Source organism: Dehalococcoidales bacterium (genome assembly GCA_041656115.1).
In the GTDB taxonomy this organism is placed as follows: domain Bacteria; phylum Chloroflexota; class Dehalococcoidia; order Dehalococcoidales; family UBA5627; genus UBA5627.
Genome location: JBBAED010000002.1, coordinates 95,926 through 112,746, shown reverse-complemented (window position 1 = coordinate 112,746; position 16,821 = coordinate 95,926). Strand labels below are relative to the sequence as shown.

At 43.3% G+C, this 16,821-nt stretch carries 13 protein-coding genes and 1 tRNA gene; 11 read left to right on the top strand and 3 right to left on the bottom strand.

Going from position 1 to position 16,821, the window contains the following annotated elements:
* Nucleotides 1-189: 189 nt before the first annotated feature.
* Nucleotides 190-735, bottom strand: coding sequence for a hypothetical protein (locus WC958_01795; GenBank protein MFA5628984.1), 546 nt, complete (start codon nt 733-735; stop codon nt 190-192).
* Nucleotides 736-927: 192 nt separating this feature from the next.
* Here WC958_01795 and WC958_01790 point away from each other — a divergent pair, with 192 nt between their 5' ends.
* The 4 genes from WC958_01790 (at nt 928) to WC958_01775 (ending at nt 6,842) form a co-directional block, all read left to right on the top strand.
* A complete protein-coding gene (locus WC958_01790) occupies nt 928-1,935 on the top strand; it encodes an SDR family oxidoreductase (protein MFA5628983.1) in 1,008 nt (335 codons plus the stop codon).
* Nucleotides 1,936-2,400: 465 nt separating this feature from the next.
* Complete coding sequence (locus tag WC958_01785) at nt 2,401-3,162, top strand: SDR family oxidoreductase (GenBank protein ID MFA5628982.1); 762 nt, start codon at nt 2,401-2,403, stop codon at nt 3,160-3,162.
* A gap of 168 nt (nt 3,163-3,330) precedes the next feature.
* Nucleotides 3,331-5,232: an FAD-binding protein gene (locus WC958_01780; GenBank protein ID MFA5628981.1), complete on the top strand. Its 1,902-nt coding sequence runs from the start codon at nt 3,331-3,333 to the stop codon at nt 5,230-5,232.
* A gap of 2 nt (nt 5,233-5,234) precedes the next feature.
* On the top strand, nt 5,235-6,842 hold the full coding sequence (locus tag WC958_01775) for an electron-transfer flavoprotein:ubiquinone oxidoreductase (protein MFA5628980.1): 1,608 nt from the start codon (nt 5,235-5,237) through the stop codon (nt 6,840-6,842).
* Nucleotides 6,843-6,990: 148 nt separating this feature from the next.
* Here WC958_01775 and WC958_01770 read toward each other — a convergent pair.
* Together WC958_01770 and WC958_01765 are read right to left on the bottom strand one after the other, a co-directional pair.
* A tRNA-Arg gene (locus WC958_01770) sits at nt 6,991-7,064 on the bottom strand.
* A gap of 98 nt (nt 7,065-7,162) precedes the next feature.
* On the bottom strand, nt 7,163-7,717 hold the full coding sequence (locus WC958_01765; protein ID MFA5628979.1) for a small multi-drug export protein: 555 nt from the start codon (nt 7,715-7,717) through the stop codon (nt 7,163-7,165).
* 162 nt (nt 7,718-7,879) lie between these two features.
* Here WC958_01765 and dxs point away from each other — a divergent pair, with 162 nt between their 5' ends.
* From dxs to hflX, 7 genes are all read left to right on the top strand, one after another.
* Nucleotides 7,880-9,763 (top strand): 1-deoxy-D-xylulose-5-phosphate synthase, encoded by a 1,884-nt coding sequence (gene dxs, locus WC958_01760; protein MFA5628978.1) that lies wholly within the window; start codon nt 7,880-7,882, stop codon nt 9,761-9,763.
* Nucleotides 9,764-9,846: 83 nt separating this feature from the next.
* Complete coding sequence (locus WC958_01755) at nt 9,847-11,061, top strand: phosphoglycerate kinase (protein MFA5628977.1); 1,215 nt, start codon at nt 9,847-9,849, stop codon at nt 11,059-11,061.
* A gap of 6 nt (nt 11,062-11,067) precedes the next feature.
* Nucleotides 11,068-12,279 carry a 2,3-bisphosphoglycerate-independent phosphoglycerate mutase gene (locus WC958_01750; protein MFA5628976.1) on the top strand — a complete coding sequence of 404 codons (1,212 nt, stop codon included), beginning with the start codon at nt 11,068-11,070 and terminating at the stop codon, nt 12,277-12,279.
* 2 nt (nt 12,280-12,281) lie between these two features.
* Nucleotides 12,282-13,055, top strand: coding sequence for a triose-phosphate isomerase (gene tpiA / locus WC958_01745; GenBank protein ID MFA5628975.1), 774 nt, complete (start codon nt 12,282-12,284; stop codon nt 13,053-13,055).
* A gap of 64 nt (nt 13,056-13,119) precedes the next feature.
* Nucleotides 13,120-14,040: a tRNA (adenosine(37)-N6)-dimethylallyltransferase MiaA gene (miaA, locus tag WC958_01740; protein MFA5628974.1), complete on the top strand. Its 921-nt coding sequence runs from the start codon at nt 13,120-13,122 to the stop codon at nt 14,038-14,040.
* A 50-nt stretch (nt 14,041-14,090) separates the two neighbouring features.
* Nucleotides 14,091-15,284: an LL-diaminopimelate aminotransferase gene (locus tag WC958_01735; GenBank protein ID MFA5628973.1), complete on the top strand. Its 1,194-nt coding sequence runs from the start codon at nt 14,091-14,093 to the stop codon at nt 15,282-15,284.
* 22 nt (nt 15,285-15,306) lie between these two features.
* Nucleotides 15,307-16,497, top strand: a complete 1,191-nt coding sequence (gene hflX / locus WC958_01730; GenBank protein MFA5628972.1) for a GTPase HflX — start codon at nt 15,307-15,309, stop codon at nt 16,495-16,497.
* Nucleotides 16,498-16,821: the final 324 nt, after the last annotated feature.

The following is a 16,821-nucleotide window of genomic DNA, read 5'->3' as shown; positions in this document are numbered from 1 at the left end:
TCTTCAATTTAGAGATTCTTTAAATCTTTAAATTTTAAAACTTTTTATTCCAATCAAACGGAAAACCGCGAAATTTCGCTTAGTTGGATATTCGGAACGGCTGGGGCTGAGATAGTTTGGTGCATGTGATTATCTTTGTTGGGGGGTAATAAAGGAAGGGAATTACGGGGTTGTCGGGAAAAGGCTTACTTATTTTAATAGAGGGCATTTGCACCTGATACAATAATCCTCTTGAATATCGTTAAAATGCCGGCAGGCGACACACAAGATTATCAAATCTTTGCTTTTATCGTATTTCTCGAAATAAAAAAGCCCCCGGTGGTGACGAACACGGTCGCCTATGCTGTAATAATTAAATACTTGCGGGGTGTTTGTCCATTTTACCTTTTTTATTTTTCCCGCTTCGTTTTCTACTTCCATTATGTACTTTGTGGTACGTTCGCTGCTGAGATGTTTTACATAAAATTGTTTGTCTGTTACAACCCCGTCCCATGTTTTATCCAGTTTTCGTTTGACGGTTTGTGCGACTGCAATGGCTATAAACATAGCGCCGATAACGATCCCGATAAAAAGCGATTCCGGCCAATCCAGCTCGCCGGTGGAGTTTCCGTAAATAGGGAAGCCGATAATCGCAACGATTGCCAAAATTACGGAAAACAAAAACGACCACGTTACGGAATCTTTTTTATATTTCGTATAAGCAGGGTCCGCAATTTTTTTAGAAAAACCTTTCATGTTCTTTAATCGCCGCACCGATATTTATTGTTCTTAATAAATTATCCTATTCTAACACAAGCCAAGAAAATATGGCATACTTTTTAAAACGAAAGACATGCAATTTGTTGACATAATATCTGTTTTATAATATTATTTTGATGTAGTTAATATTCTTTTTGGGGAAGTTTGAAATCCGCTGGGGGACAGTAAATGGAAAAGGGCTTAACTGTTGTAACCGGAGCAACCGGGCATATCGGTAATGCGCTGGTACGCAATTTGCTGGATAAAGGTTATTCCGTACGCGCATTTGTGCTACCGAATGACGATTGCCGTGCTTTGGACGGCCTTAGTGTCGAAATTGCGCGCGGTGATGTAACCGATATTGAAAGCCTCAAAACAGCTTTTGCCGGCGCGGATTTCGTTTTTCATCTTGCCGGAATTATAACGATTTTATCCGGTATGAAAAAAGTATTGGAGCAGGTTAATGTTTTAGGAACCCGAAACGTTGCCGAAGCCTGTCGTGCGGTTGGCGTACACCGCCTCGTCTATACCAGTTCGGTTCATGCAATTGCCGAACCGCCGCACGGTACGGTTATTGATGAATCGCAGCCGTTTGATCCCGATAAAGTTTTAGGCGATTACGCTTGGAGCAAAGCCCGTGCCACGTTAACCCTTCTGGATGAAGTAAAAAAAGGCGGGCTTGATGCGGTTATATGCTGCCCGACGGGTATTATCGGGCCGTATGATTATAATGTTTCCAATATCGGTCAAATGATACTCGATTTTGCCAGCGGCTATATGAAATCTTATGTGCGCGGTGCTTATGATTTTGTTGATGTGCGTGATGTTGCCGAGGGGCTCTTGCTTGCCGCTAAAAAGGGCAAAATGGGGCGCCATTATATTTTCTCCGGTAACAAGGTGCAAATACCGGAACTGATGGGACAATTTGAAAGTATCACGGGTTATCCTGCCCCTCGCTATGAAATACCCTCCGGGCTTGCCCGAATTGCCGGTGTACTTGCCGGTGCATATTACAAAATGATTAAAAGAAATCCTGTTTTTACCGCCTATTCAATTGATGTATTAAAAAGTAATTCTCAAATCAGCTCGGCGCGAGCACGTAAAGAACTTGGCTTTACTACCCGGCCTTGGCAAGATTCCATTCGTGACCAAATAGAGTGGTTTAGCGAAATGGGGATGTTGCCAGGGCGTTCTTAGAACTTGTTCTAATCATTTTTTATCTCCGTTTGTCAAAAATATCCGAACGCGAACAAGCATTTGCGAATCTATTTTTATCGGTGTATAATCTCTCAGTCTGCGGAGTGTTGTGCCTGTTTGGAGTAAAAACGCGCTTGACTCCCCGGTTTTCATCGCAAACTAATGATAATACCGCTAACAAAGTAGTCGGTGTTACAATATAGAGCCTGCATTTGATGTAAGGCTCGGTACCACCGCAAAAAATCGGTTCCCAATCAATCGGTTTTGAATTACATTATTTGTTCTTTTCGACCGCGAATAAAGGGTTGTACTTAGAATTTTCTGCGATGGAATGCTTGCGATTGTAAGTATTTTACCGATATTGTATTGACGTGTTATACTACATTTGTATCGATAAATGTATGTATTTCAATTCTTTCTTCTTTTATTGTTCTTGAGTTTATTAAAAAAGGGGGGGCGTTAAAAATGCCAAGACTTCAAAACAAAGTTGCCGTTGTTACCGGCGCCGGTTCCGGCATGGGCAGGAGTATCTCAATTCTTTTCGCCAAAGAAGGAGCTAGGGTGATTGCCGCCGACATCGACGAAGCTGCCTTAAAGAAGGTGGTTGATGAGATTCGGGAGGCCGGGGGGGAGGCTCAAGCGGCTGTTACCGATGTAACCAAAGAGGAAGATATCCAAAATATGATTGACTCGGCGGTTAATGCTTACGGCACACTTGATGTTCTTGTTAACAATGCGGGTATTATGGATAGTTTCCAACCTGCCGAAAAGGTAACCGATGCATTATGGGAAAAGGTCTTTGCGGTTAACTCTACCGGTCCTATGCGTGCCGTCAGAAAGGCTTTACCAATCTTTCTTGCCAAAGGTGCCGGTGTTATTATCAATATTGCCTCTGTGGGCGGCCTTACCGGTTCGAAAGCCGGTGCGGCGTACACGGCGTCGAAGCATGCCGTTGTCGGTTTAACCAGAAATGTCGGTTTCCAATATGCCGAGAAAGGTATACGCTGTAATGCCATTGCCCCGGGCGGTGTTAATACCAATATCGGTAACACCATGCGCGATCCCGATGAATTCGGTATGGGAAGGGCGATGGCGGGTGCCGGATTTAACCCGCGTACTATTGAACCCGAGGAAGTGGCCTTTACCGCCCTTTTCTTAGCCAGTGATGAATCCAGCGCGGTTAACGGTGCGATTATTACCGTTGATACCGGTTGGACATCTTATTAATCTCGAATTTTAACCTGATATTATATTATTGCATCTCTCATTCCTTTAAATACCCGTCTTTTACCCGGTAGGTTACGGATGGGTATTAAAGGGAATGGCGGGGTGGTGCGTTGGTGCAAAATATGCTGACTCTGACGCCGGGTATTTAGAATTGGAAGCAGGTTATTCATGAATTATATTGTTTTGGTAAAACAGGTTCCCGATGTTAAGAATATCCCCGAAGAAGCTTGGAACTGGGAAAAAGGGATTCTTAGAAGGGGGATGCTTGATAACGTCTGTAACGAACTCGATAAACAAGCGCTTGCCTTTGCTGTTGGCATGCGTAAAGAACATGGCGGAAAAATAGTTGCCCTAACAATGGGACCCCCTTTTGCTGATGAAGTTTTGCGCTACGCATTATCAATCGGCGCCGATCTCGGGGTTTTATTAACCGATCGAAAACTGGGCGGCGCTGATACAGCCGCAACGGCTTATCCTTTGGCGCAAACCATCCGTAAAATTGAAAAAGAGATCTTTTCCGGAGATAAAGAATACATAATTATTAGCGGAATGCAATCTGTAGACGGAGATACGGCACAGGTTCCGCCGCAAGTTGCCGAAGAATTGGGTATCCCGCAAATAGCTTATGCCACGGCTTTTAAGAAAAAAGATAATGGGTTTACTTTTAGCCGTATTACGCGTCGCGGAACTCAGGAAGTAGTCCCTCTAAGCTATCCTTTTGTGGTTACGGTTACCGATTGGACCTTACCTCTTAGCGCAACCTTTAATCGTACCAGATGGGCGCATAATCAATCGCTTTACGTATGGAGTGCCGAGGACGTTGAAGCCAATGAAGAATTGATCGGTCTGGCAGGTTCAAGAACAAATGTTTACCGTATATTTTCTCCGCGTGAAACCACTAATCGTAAATGCCTGTTCGAGCCCGATTTTAATAAACTGGCTGAGGCAATTAAAACCGCTTATTCGGCAAAACTGGAATCTGTCGGGAAGCAGGAAGAAGCCGAAGTTTATAAGCTGCCGGAAGATAAAGAACCCAGCTATCATGGTGAGGTGTGGATATTTGCCGAGCAGGAAGACGGTGAAATCAACCCTGCATCGATGGAGCTTTTAAGTAAAACAAAGGAATTGGCAACGCAACTTAAAACAAAAACCGGGGCGTTGTTAATCGGAAAGGATGTAAAACATCTTACCGATGAGGTTATAACCTGCGGAGCCGATAAGGTTTACGTGGTTGAAAATGAAATTTATAAAGAATTTTTACCGATTCCTTATACCGCTGTTGTCAGTGAATTGATTGAAAAACATAAACCCCAAATTATGCTGTTTAGTGCAACACCCCTGGGGCGCGAATTGGCGCCGCGCGTAGCATATCGAACAAGATCCGGCCTGACTGCCGACTGCACTTCTTTGGATATTTTTGATTTCAAAAGAGGTTCTCAAGAATATACGGCGATTTTGCGCCAAACCCGTCCGGCATTGGGCGGCAGTATTATGGCGCAGATTTTAACGCAAAAAGCCAACGTGCAAATGTCTACCGTAAGACCCGGTTTGTTAAAGGTTATCAAATGCCAGATGGCAACCGACGGCGAGGTAATAGAATATCAACCGGACTTTATACCGGCTTCCCCCGAAATACAGATTATTTCCAAAGAAATTAAACCGCCTACTTCCGGTTTAACCGAAGCATCGATTATAGTTTCCGGCGGCGGCGGTTGTAAAACGAAAGAGGGATTTGACCGTTATATTCCGGCACTGGCTGAACATTTCGGTAAATTCTTGGGACAGAAGGCGGTTGTCGGGGCTTCCCGCTTAGCGGTGGAATCCGGTTTTATTGATCGCAGTCACCAAGTCGGACAAACGGGGCAAACCGTAACCCCGAGGTTGTATGTTGCGGTTGGTATTTCCGGTGCGGTACAGCATTTGAGCGGTATGCAAAACTCCGATGTTATTGTTGCGATTAACAGAGACCCCAATGCCCAAATATTCCGCGCCGCCGATTTTTGTATTCTGGGGGATTTAGAGCAAGTAGTCCCTGAATTAATTAACGCGCTCAATGCGAAAGGCTTATAGATATGTCTGATTTGAATAAAATTGATGCACTGTTTATCGGTGCCGGCGTTGCGAACCTTGCCGGCGCTATAAAATTGAAGCAACTTTTGAACCAAAGCGGCAGGGATGAGTCTGTTGTTGTAATCGAGAAGGCGGATAGACCGGGGCAGCACAATTTGTCGGGGGCAATCTTTGAGGCTGATGTTCTGGACGGGTTACTGCCTGATTGGCGTACCGGCGAAGAGAAATTTGTTACCAATCTGTTAGCTAATGAAGTTAAACGCGATGAGATGTATTTCTTAGCCGGTGATAATCAATCGATTAAAATTCCGCATGGGTTAGTGCCCAAAGCGATGCGTCATGACCGAAACTATGTTATTTCGGTAAGCGAAATGGTAAATTGGCTGGCCGGAATTGCAACCAAATTAGGGGTTGAGATTTATACCGGCTTTGCCGCTAAAGAAGTTCTTTTTGATGGTGACAAAGTTATCGGAGTAAAATTAGGCGATAAGGGCTTAGATAAAGAAGGCAAAAAGCTGGCTAATTATATTCCCGGTGAAAACATTGAAGCCAAAGTTACGATTTTGGGCGAGGGTTCTGCCGGACAACTGGCTGAAGGTATAATTGCCAAGTTTAAATTAGCCCAAGGTAAAAATCCTCAAATTCATTCGGTTGGCGTGAAAGAGGTAATCAAACTGCCTGAAGGCAATCAATTTGGCGATAATCGTGTTATTCATACCGTTGGCTATCCTTTGCCGTCCGAAGTCTTTGGCGGCGGGACTGTATACAGCATGGGAAACAATACGGTTGCCGTTACCTTGATGATGTCTTTGGATTGGAGTTATTGTAATTTTAATCCCCAGCAAGAATTGCAGCGTTTTAAATCGCAGCGTTTTATAAAGTCGTTAATTGAGGGCGGTCGTGTAATCTCTTACGGGGCTAAAACCTTGCCCGAAGGCGGTTATTACGCACTGCCGCAACTTTTTGTTGATGGTGCCTTAATAGTGGGGGATGATGCCGGATTACCGAATGTCCAAAAACTGAAAGGGTTGCATTATGCCGTTCAATCGGGTATTTTTTCGGCGGAAACCGTTTTTGATGCCATTATCGCGGGCGATTTTTCATCGGTTCAATTAAAAAATTATCAAAAACGGATAGATAACAGTTTTATCGGGAAGGATTTATACTCGGCACGAAATTATCGCCAAGTTTTTGGTAAATGCGGTCTGTTCGGAGGTATCGCTTTATCGTTTTTCCAGCAATTGTTACCACGTTTAAGATTGGAACGAGATTACAAAGCAATGCGTAAAAAACAATTGCAATGTAAACCTGCCGGTGGGCTTGATCGGCCGACTGCGGTTAGCTTTTCCGGTACACACCACCGTGAAGACGAACCTTCTCATATCACTTTTAAAGAAGAAAACAGTTGTGTCGTTTGTTTTGAGACATATGGTTGTCATCCTTGCGAATCGTTTTGCCCGGCGGAAGTCTATAAGTTTGAGGGAGATAAATTAATTTTGAGCCCTTCGAATTGTGTGCACTGCCAAACTTGCCGTTTGAAATGCCCGTTACAATCGATTATCTGGCAGGTTCCTGAAGGCGGAGACGGCCCTAAATATAAGAATATGTAGTTCTTTGTGCTTAATCCCGTTAGCCAAATCACAAAACAGCTACTGACTCTCGTTTGATTCTGCACTGAGTTATTCCGTGCATATTCGCAAAAGCAGTCTGAGATTGTTTTATCCGCAAGATAAGTCGGGTTTTCTTTACAACAAAAAGCCTCCCCGGAGAGATTCGAACTCTCGACCCACTGCTTAGAAGGCAGTTGCTCTGTCCGGCTGAGCTACAGGGAGGTGTCAAACAACACTCTATTCTATAATAATTAGCGCTAAGAGTAAAATCGCTAATGCGGCTCACGTTTGTTTGTTCTAAATTGTCCTAAAATCAAACGTTATGCAACTTGGTTTTTATTTTTTGATCTAATAAAACTGCATATAAGCAGCGTTAAAAGGGCAGCCCCGGCAATAATTGCCCCGACCCAGCCGAGTAGGGTTAAAGATGTAACTATAATCCCGGCAATAATAACACCGATAAATATCGAAAAGAAAGCTTGTTTAAATTTTATTCCGAGAAGGACGGCAACAACCGAACCGATCCAGGCCCCGGTTAGCGGCAGGGGAATGGCAACCAAAATTATTAACCCCAAACGCTTATATTTACGAATTACCCCACTTTTGTTTTCGGCTCTTTCAAATAACCAATCAAAAAACCTTTTCATTATTGGGATTTTACTAAGCCATTTGGCTGCCCATTCTATAAATAATAAAATAATCGGAACGGGAAGCATATTGCCGACTATCGCTAAAAAGAAAGCATAGTACCAGGGGAAATCAAAGGTGAGAATTGCAAGCGGAATGGCACCTCTGAGTTCACTAATCGGGGCAGCTGATAAAAGAAGAATAATAAACTCTTTGAGAATATCAAGGTTTTGAATTGCTTCACTCAAGATTTGTCCTACTATCGGGTAAATATAAGGAAGTCTAACAAACAGATTGCGGAACCGTCAAGTTAAACGGATGTGTAGCTTGACAACCTTTCAGTTACATTGCTAGTATAAGAGTTGTTTCCGCACATATAATCGGGGTTCGTATTTAATTGAGGATTTGTCATGTCAGAATTATTTGACAGTATAGATAGCCCTGCAGATTTGAAAGGGCTCACCCAAAAACAGCTTGAAAAACTCTCCGAAGAAATCAGACAGGAGATTATTTCCGTTGTAACACAAAACGGCGGTCATTTGGCATCCAGCCTGGGCACCGTTGAGTTAACTGTTGCTTTACACAGGGTTTTTAATACCCCCGATGACAAAATTATTTGGGATGTTGGCCATCAGTCATATGCTCATAAATTGTTGACCGGCCGTAAAAAAGAATTCAAAACGCTGCGTCAGCACGGAGGGATGTCCGGCTTTACGTCGCGCGAGGAAAGCCCGCATGATCCGTTTGGAACCGGACACGCCAGTACGTCCGTTTCGGCCGCTATGGGGATGGCTAAAGCCAGAGACCTTGCCGGCAAGGATTACAATGTTATAGCGGTAATCGGCGACGGGGCGGCGACCGGCGGTATGGCTCTTGAGGCATTTAACAACATCTCTTCTCTTGGTTCAAAACTGATTGTTATTCTTAACGATAACGGTATGTCAATTTCCCCCACGGTAGGGGCACTAGCCAAAATATTCAGAAAAGTTCGTTTCGATAAACGTTATTATCGTGCCAGCGAAAAAAGTAAAAAAGCCCTTGGCTTTTTACCGCTTGGTAACAAGTTATGGAATTTCGGGCAGAGAGTTAAAAGCAGTATAAAGGGTTTTATTATGCCTACCACAATTTGGGAAGAGCTTGGTATGGCATATATGGGGCCGATTGACGGTCACGATATCAAGAACCTTGAGGCTGCGCTGGTTCAGGCAAGGGATTACAGCCACAAACCGACCCTTATTCATCTAGTGACAACCAAAGGAAAAGGCTATACGCCTGCCGAAGGTAATGCTGTCTATTTTCACGGCGTTTCCCCCAAATGCAAAACCTCGCCTCAGGTTAAAGCGATTCCCACTTACAGTGAGGTTTTTGCGCAAACCGTATTGCAGCTGGCTAAAGATAATCCCAGAATTGTTGTTATTACGCCTGCAATGCCCGAGGGGAATTGCCTTAGTATTCTCCAAAACGAATTACCCGATAGGATTTTTGATGTCGGTATCTGTGAGCAACACGCGGTTGCTTTTGCGGCCGGTCTTGCCACACAAGGCTATATCCCCGTTGTTGCAATTTATTCGACTTTCTTGCAGCGTTCCTTTGACCAGATAATACATGATGTTTGCTTACAGGATTTGCATGTTATTTTTGCAGTTGACCGCGGGGGTATTGTCGGAGATGACGGTAAAACCCATCAAGGTATTTTTGATTTATCGTATCTTTCACTTGTTCCCAACCTTATTCTGTCTGCTCCTAAAGATGAAAATGAATTACAGCATTTACTTTATACCGCAACCAAAACCAAAGGTCCGATGGCTATCCGGTACCCGCGCAGTTGCGGAACCGGTGTACGAATGGACAGTTCTTTTAAATCAATTCCGATTGGTACTGCCGAAGTTATCAAAAAAGGCGGTGATTTAACGATTATCGGGGTAGGCGCCTCGGTGCCTTATGCCATACAAGCGGCGGGCGAATTATCCCTAAACGGTATTGAATCAACCGTCGTTAACGGACGATTTATTAAACCGCTGGATGCGGAAACAATTATTAGTGCCGTATCCGCTACAAAGCATCTTATTACCGTGGAAGAAAATGTGTTAACCGGCGGTTTCGGAAGCGCTGTTTCTTCTCTTCTTCACGAGGCCGGAATTAACGATATCAAAGTTAAAAAGATTGCTATCCCGGATATCTACGTGGAGCACGGAACCCCTTCTATTTTGAGGGCCAAATACGGATTGGATTCCGACGGTATAGTTAAAGCGGCGTTAGCGCTACTCCCACAGGTGAAAAAGATTCATTGTTAAATAAAAATGGTATATAATTACGGTGAAGGTATCAGGTACAAGATTGCCTGATTTTTGTTTTATTTTCATTAAAAAGGGTGCAAATGAATAAGTTAACAGTTAGAGATATCGATGTCAGTGGGAAAAATGTACTTGTAAGGGTTGACTTTAATGTCCCCTTTAAATGCGAAACACGTACTGTTACCGATGACAGTCGTATCAGGGCGTCACTCCCAACAATTGATTACCTTGTTGAGAGGGGTGCCAAGGTTATTCTGTGTTCACATCTCGGTCGTCCCGCCGGTGAGGTCAATCCCGAGTTTAGCTTGGATTTTGTGGCTAAGCGCTTATCAAAAATTATGAGGCAGCCGGTTGGTTTTGTCGGTGATTGTATCGGCCCCGAAGTAGACAGTGCCATTAGTGCTATGCAAAACGGGGATGTCTTGCTATTAGAAAATCTGCGTTTTTATGCCGAAGAAGAAGAGGGCGATGCCGCTTTTGCGGAGGCTTTGTCCAAGCACGGCGATATTTTTGTAAATGATGCCTTTGGTACCGCTCACAGAAAACACGCTTCGATTGTGGGTGTTACAAAGTATATCCCTTCCGTATCCGGTTTGCTCCTGGAAAAGGAAATAGATGCCTTAGGGAAGGTGCTCACCGACCCGCCGCACCCCTTTGCGGTACTTTTGGGCGGGGCTAAAGTAAGCGATAAAGTTGCCATGTTAAATAACATTATGGGCAAGGTGGATACCATAATTATCGGCGGAGGTATGGCGGCTACTTTCTTAAAAGCACAATCATATGAGGTTGGTGCATCCTTAATTGACGATTCACTCGATACTGCCTCGGATATAATCGAAAAAGCCAACAAAAACGGTGTTAAACTTGTTCTTCCCGATGATATGCTTGTTGCCGATGAAATCAGCACAAATGCTCAAACCGAAAATGTAGGTATTGCCAATATTCCTTCAAATAAACATATCGTTGATGTCGGAACTCTGACAATAACAAAATTTACCAAAGCGCTTGAAAAATGCCGTACCGTTTTCTGGAACGGACCGATGGGAATATATGAAATTCCTCAGTTTAGTGAAGGGACAAAAATGATGGCAAAAATCATCGCTAATTTACACGGGACAACCATTATCGGCGGCGGGTCAACATCGGAAATAGTAACCGAAATGAAATTAGGCCATAAAATGACTTTTGTTTCCACCGGCGGCGGCGCCTCGTTAAAATTTTTAAGCGGGAAAACCCTTCCCGGCGTCGAGGCACTGCTTCCTAAAGAGGCAAAAACAAAATTGGCTAAAGCGGAGTAGATTATTTTGAGTAGGGTAAATCTGCAGTTTATTAAAGGATTAGCAAAAACTACGCCCTCAAAAATTATATTGTTGGTTGTTGATGGGCTTGGCGGCCTTCCCGATAACGTTAGCGGTAAAACCGAATTGGAAACTGCCAATACCCCTAATTTGGATTTGCTTGCCGCCAAGAGTATTTGCGGTTTATCCGACCCTGTCAGCCCCGGAATAACATCCGGAAGCGCCCCGGGTCATTTGGCTTTGTTCGGATATGACCCTATTACTTATCTTATAGGACGCGGGGCATTGGAAGCGATGGGAATTGATTTCCCGCTCATGCCCGGTGATGTTGCCGCCCGCGGTAATTTTTGTACTGTCGATAAAGAAGGCATAATTACCGATAGACGTGCCGGTAGAATTTTAACCGAACAAAGCACTAAACTCTGTGATTTGATTAATAACATTACAATTGACGGCGTAACTGTTTTGGCTTTACCTGTTAAAGACCACCGTATGTGTTTGGTTTTACGCGGCAAAGGTCTTAGTTCTGCAATCTCCGATTCCGATCCGCAGCAGGTTGGAATGGCGCCGTTAAAGGTTTTAGCTGATAATCCCGGTGCCGAAAGAACGGCAGAAATTATAAATAAGTATCTTGAACGTGTAAAAGAAATTCTTTCCTCTTATGAATCGGCAAATATGTTATTACTCCGAGGTTTTGATGGAAAGCCGGAACTCCCCGCTATGTCGGAGATATACAAATTGAAACCGGCGGCGATTGCCTCATATCCGATGTATCGCGGGTTGGCGAGGGCTGTCGGCATGGAAATATTAAAAACAGGCATCTCGGTTGAAGATGAAATTGCAACGCTTAAACAGCATTACGCTAACCATGACTTCTTCTTTATCCATATTAAGGAAACCGATGCGCGCGGTGAAGACGGTGATTTTAGTGCCAAGGTAAAGGCTTTGGAGCACTTGGATAAACTAATCCCCGAAATTACCGCTCTTAACCCTGATGTAATTGTAGTTGCCGGAGACCACTCTACCCCGGCTACGATGAAAGGGCATAGTTGGCACTCGGTGCCTGTCCTTATTCATTCACAATGGTGCCGTCCGGATGCCGTTCAGCAGTTTACCGAATTGGCATGTATCTACGGCGGCTTAGGAAGGATTGCGGCAACCGATATTATGCCGCTGGCGATGGCCAACGCCCTCAAACTGAATAAATACGGAGCATAAAAATGAGAACTCCACTGATTGCAGGTAATTGGAAAATGAATACAACAACCGAAGAAGCCACTTCGCTTGTTATTAATTTGCTTAAACCGCTTGATGAGATTACAGGGGTTGAAAAGCTCGTTTGCCCTCCGTTTATATCGCTAAAAACAGTTTCCGAATTATTGGCTAAAAGCTCCGTAAAAGTAGGGGCGCAAAATGTTCATTATGAAGAAAAAGGCGCCTTTACCGGTGAAGTTTCACCGCTGATGATTAAAGAATATTGCGAGTATGTTATTATTGGCCATTCGGAACGCAGACAATATTTTAACGACGATTTGTACGTTAACCGCAAGCTTATTACCGCTTTGAAATTTGGAATTACCCCCATTTTATGCATCGGAGAAAACCTGGAAGATAACCAGGCCGATAGAACTGTTGCGGTTCTTGAAAGGCAATTGGACGAAGCCTTTTTGAATATCGAAAATATCGGCGGGCTTGTTATTGCTTACGAGCCGATTTGGGCAATCGGAACCGGGAAATCGGCCAGCCCCGAACAAGCTGGTGAAATCATCGGGAAAATCAGAAATAAAGTTTGTTCGCTTTTCGGTCAACAAGTTGCTTCTGAAATGCGTATCCTTTACGGTGGAAGTGCCAATGCTGAAAATATTACCGAATTGATGGGGCAGGAAGAAATAGACGGGGCTTTGGTTGGCGGGGCCAGCCTTAAATCCGATCAATTTATTAGTATGGTCGAACAGACCTCTATCGTTTATAAGAATTGCCAAAATAGGGCATAGTTTGCATAATAATTATATTTGTTATCGCTTTGGTTAATTTACCTCTCTTTTTGCGTTATTGCCTATGAAAAAGATAATTGCAATTGTCGGACCGACAGGTATCGGAAAAAGTAATCTGGCAATCTCCATCGGACAAAAATTTGATTGCGAAATTATTAGTGTTGACAGCCGTCAGGTTTATCGCTTTATGGATATCGGCACCGCTAAACCGCCGCCCCAAGAAATGGCTTTAGTTCCTCACCATCTAATCGATATAATTAACCCCGATGAACCCTATAGCCTGGCGGAATATCAAGAACAATGTCTGTCTAAAATTGAAGATATATCCCAAAGAAATAAAGTTCCCGTTTTAGTAGGCGGCAGCGGTCAATATGTCTGGGCGGTGTTGGAGGGGTGGTCCATTCCCAAAGTAGTCCCCAATATTGAATACCGGCAATTGCTTGAAAAAAAGGCGGAAGAAGTTGGCACCCAAGCCCTCTATCAACAACTGCAGGCTTTAGATCCTAAAGCGGCTGAAAAAATTGATAAGTTTAATACGCGCAGGGTCATCAGGGCCTTGGAGATTGTCCATAATTCCAAAGATAACAAGCAGAATAAAGAGGTGCAAAAAGAAGCACAGTATAATGCCCTTATTATAGGGTTAACCACAGAACGTGAAGAACTTTACCGCAGAGTTGATAAAAGGGTTGATTTAATGATTGAAAACGGTCTGATTGCTGAAACCCGTCGATTATTGCAGAGCGGCTACAGTGAAGATTTGCCCTCTATGTCCGGCATCGGCTATAAACAAACGGTAATGTATATTAACGGGCAAATCAGCCTCGATGAGGCGATTCGACAAATCAAATACGATACCCATCGCTACGTGCGAAGCCAATATAACTGGTTTAAGCTAAAAGATGATAGAATTAAGTGGTTTGATGTACAGAATGATATTGAACCTGATATTATAAACCTGATTAAAGATTTTTTAATATCAAAATGAGATAAGTTTTGCGGTAATACTTGAACCGCGAATGTTGAGGTTATACTAAGATGCAAATCTCACATCGACTAAATGCACTTACCCCCAATTATTTCTTGGCTGTAAACAAAAAAATTGCCGAAAAGAGGGCTTTGGGGGAAGAAGTTATCGATTTCAGTGTGGGAGACCCCGATTTTGCTACTCCGACAAATGTAATTGATGAAATATCAGCTAAAGCCGGTGACCCATTAAACCATCGCTATCCCAATATAACCGGGCTTCCCGAATTGCGGCAAGCCGTTGCCGATTGGTATAAGAGGCGTTTCGGTGTAATTCTAAATCCTGATAATGAAATTTTGCCGCTGCACGGTTCTAAAGAGGGGATAGGGTATCTATCTTTATCCTGTTTAAATCCCGGTGATGTTGCCCTTGTGCCTGATCCCGGATATCCTGCCTATACAGCCGGAACTGTCTTAGCCGGCGGTGAGGTATTTAAAATGCCGCTTCTATCTCAAAATAACTATTTGCCCGATTTGCAGGCAATTCCCGAAACGGTATTAAAAAAGGCTAAAATAATATGGATTAACTATCCCAATAACCCGACCGGCGCTGTATGTGATTTGAAATTCTTTGAGGATGTTGCTGAATTTGCCCAAAAACATAATCTATTGGTTTGCCATGATGCGCCGTATACCGAAATTGCCTTTGAAGGGAATAATCCTCCCAGTTTTTTACAAGCTAAAGGTGCAAAAGATGTCGGGGTTGAATTTCATTCACTTTCAAAAAGTTACAATATGGCCGGCTGGCGTATCGGTATGGCTGTTGGCAATCCCGAAGTAATACAGCTAATAACCAAGCTAAAATCAAATTTGGATCCGGGGATTTCTCAAGCTATTCAATACGGGGCAATCGAAGCGTTAAATAATGCACAAACCGCTCCCGCAAAAAGCAGCTTGGTTTATCAAAGGCGCCGCGATCTTATTGTTGAGGTTCTAAACGATATCGGGGCAAGCGCCGAAATGCCCAAGGCGGGTTTGTATGTTTGGACAAAGGTTCCGGCAGGTTATACTTCAGCTGAATTTGCCGATGACCTTTTAGATAAATTGGGAATTGTTGTAACCCCCGGGACTGTTTACGGAACGTATGGAGAGGGATACGTGCGTTTATCGCTTACGGTTTCCGATCCGAATTTAATAAAGGGGTTATCGCGTTTAGCGGGCTGGAAAAACGAGAAGGATAAATTCAAGCCTAAAATCAGAAAATAACTTTACATAATAGGGGTATAATATTAATAGTAGATTACAAGGTATTTTAAAGAATAAAGAAAAGGCAGTACTGGTTTCGGTTAGTATTGATACTGCCAAAGATAACTGGTCATTGGACCAATCCCTTGATGAACTGGCCAAGCTGGCTGATACTGCCGGGGCAATTGTTGTCGGCAGGCTCACTCAAAATTTAAAACAGCCGTCTAAAAATCTATACATTGGTAAAGGTAAGCTGGATGAACTTATTGAGCTTAAAAGCACGCTGGAGCCCGATGTAATTATTTTTGATGATGAATTATCGCCCTTACAGCAAAGAAACCTGGAACAGGCTTTAGACACAAAGATAATTGACCGTGTCGCGCTGATATTGGATATTTTTGCGCGTCGTGCTCAGACACACGAAGGTAAATTACAGGTAGAACTTGCCCAGCACCAATATTTATTACCAAGATTAGCCGGACAATGGAGCCATCTTGAGCGGCTTGGGGGCGGTATTGGTACCAGAGGGCCGGGTGAATCCCAGTTGGAGACCGACCGCAGGTTAATAAACAGGAAAATCCAAAAATTAAAGAAACAGCTTGACGATGTAAAAAAACACCGAATGCTTCATCGCACCCGGCGCCAAAAAAGCGGAATCCCGATAGTGGCCTTGGTTGGTTATACCAATTCGGGGAAAAGCACTTTGTTAAATGTTCTTAGTCAGGCCGGTGTTTTAGCCGAAGACAAACTTTTTGCAACATTGGACCCGACTACCAGAAGAATTGCGTTACCGGAAAGAACACCGTTCCTTCTTACCGATACAGTCGGGTTTATAAGAAAGTTGCCGCCGGTAGTGGTATCGGCTTTTCGTGCAACGCTTGAAGAATTGGAAGAGGCTTCGCTTCTTTTGCATGTTGTTGATTTTTCTTCTCCCAGTGCCCCCGAAATGTGTGAAGTTGTAGAAGCTGTTTTTGAAGATCTCGAAATTGCAGACAAACCGGTTATTACGGTATTAAACAAGATTGATGTTTTACTTGATTCTCAGAAAAAATGGAATGAAGAAGAAGCGCTGTCATTTTTTGAAAACCAAGAAATTAATGAAAAAGAAAACACGGTGGTTATTTCGGCTCAAAACGGCTGGGGGTTAAAAAACCTCCTGGAAAAAGTGGATAACATCATAAAAAACAAAGACCTCGGCTCTTTTGGTTTTACACCAAAAAACGAGCCTCTGTAGTCAAAATCTAGCCATTTTATTCGCATAGTTAATAGAAAACTATGCAAAATTACTAAATTCTCAATTGGTTGTCTTAGAAATGAAATAAGGCCCCAAAACGGCTAAAACATGTAAATAGGGGTAGTATTTTAAGATTTAGCGGATTTTTGTTTTAAAAGGGTTCTAAAAAGAGTGGGTTTTTGAAGCCCCGGGAAAACGGAAGAAATTTTTACGGAAGTTAAAAAACAGAAATTAGAAAATCGTTGGTTGTCCGTCAAAAAATTTAAAAAAATAAAATGGCGCCCGGGCAACCCGTTATCAAAATGTCGGCGACTGTTTTGTTTT

Bases quoted from the DNA above. Each gene is read 5' to 3' on its own strand.
- WC958_01755 (MFA5628977.1), top strand. From the start codon at position 9,847: ATGAATAAGTTAACAGTTAGAGATATCGATGTCAGTGGGAAAAATGTA.
- WC958_01795 (MFA5628984.1), bottom strand. From the start codon at position 735: ATGAAAGGTTTTTCTAAAAAAATTGCGGACCCTGCTTATACGAAATAT.
- miaA (MFA5628974.1), top strand. From the start codon at position 13,120: ATGAAAAAGATAATTGCAATTGTCGGACCGACAGGTATCGGAAAAAGT.
- dxs (MFA5628978.1), top strand. From the start codon at position 7,880: ATGTCAGAATTATTTGACAGTATAGATAGCCCTGCAGATTTGAAAGGG.
- WC958_01775 (MFA5628980.1), top strand. From the start codon at position 5,235: ATGTCTGATTTGAATAAAATTGATGCACTGTTTATCGGTGCCGGCGTT.
- WC958_01780 (MFA5628981.1), top strand. From the start codon at position 3,331: ATGAATTATATTGTTTTGGTAAAACAGGTTCCCGATGTTAAGAATATC.
- WC958_01735 (MFA5628973.1), top strand. From the start codon at position 14,091: ATGCAAATCTCACATCGACTAAATGCACTTACCCCCAATTATTTCTTG.
- WC958_01790 (MFA5628983.1), top strand. From the start codon at position 928: ATGGAAAAGGGCTTAACTGTTGTAACCGGAGCAACCGGGCATATCGGT.
- tpiA (MFA5628975.1), top strand. From the start codon at position 12,282: ATGAGAACTCCACTGATTGCAGGTAATTGGAAAATGAATACAACAACC.
- WC958_01785 (MFA5628982.1), top strand. From the start codon at position 2,401: ATGCCAAGACTTCAAAACAAAGTTGCCGTTGTTACCGGCGCCGGTTCC.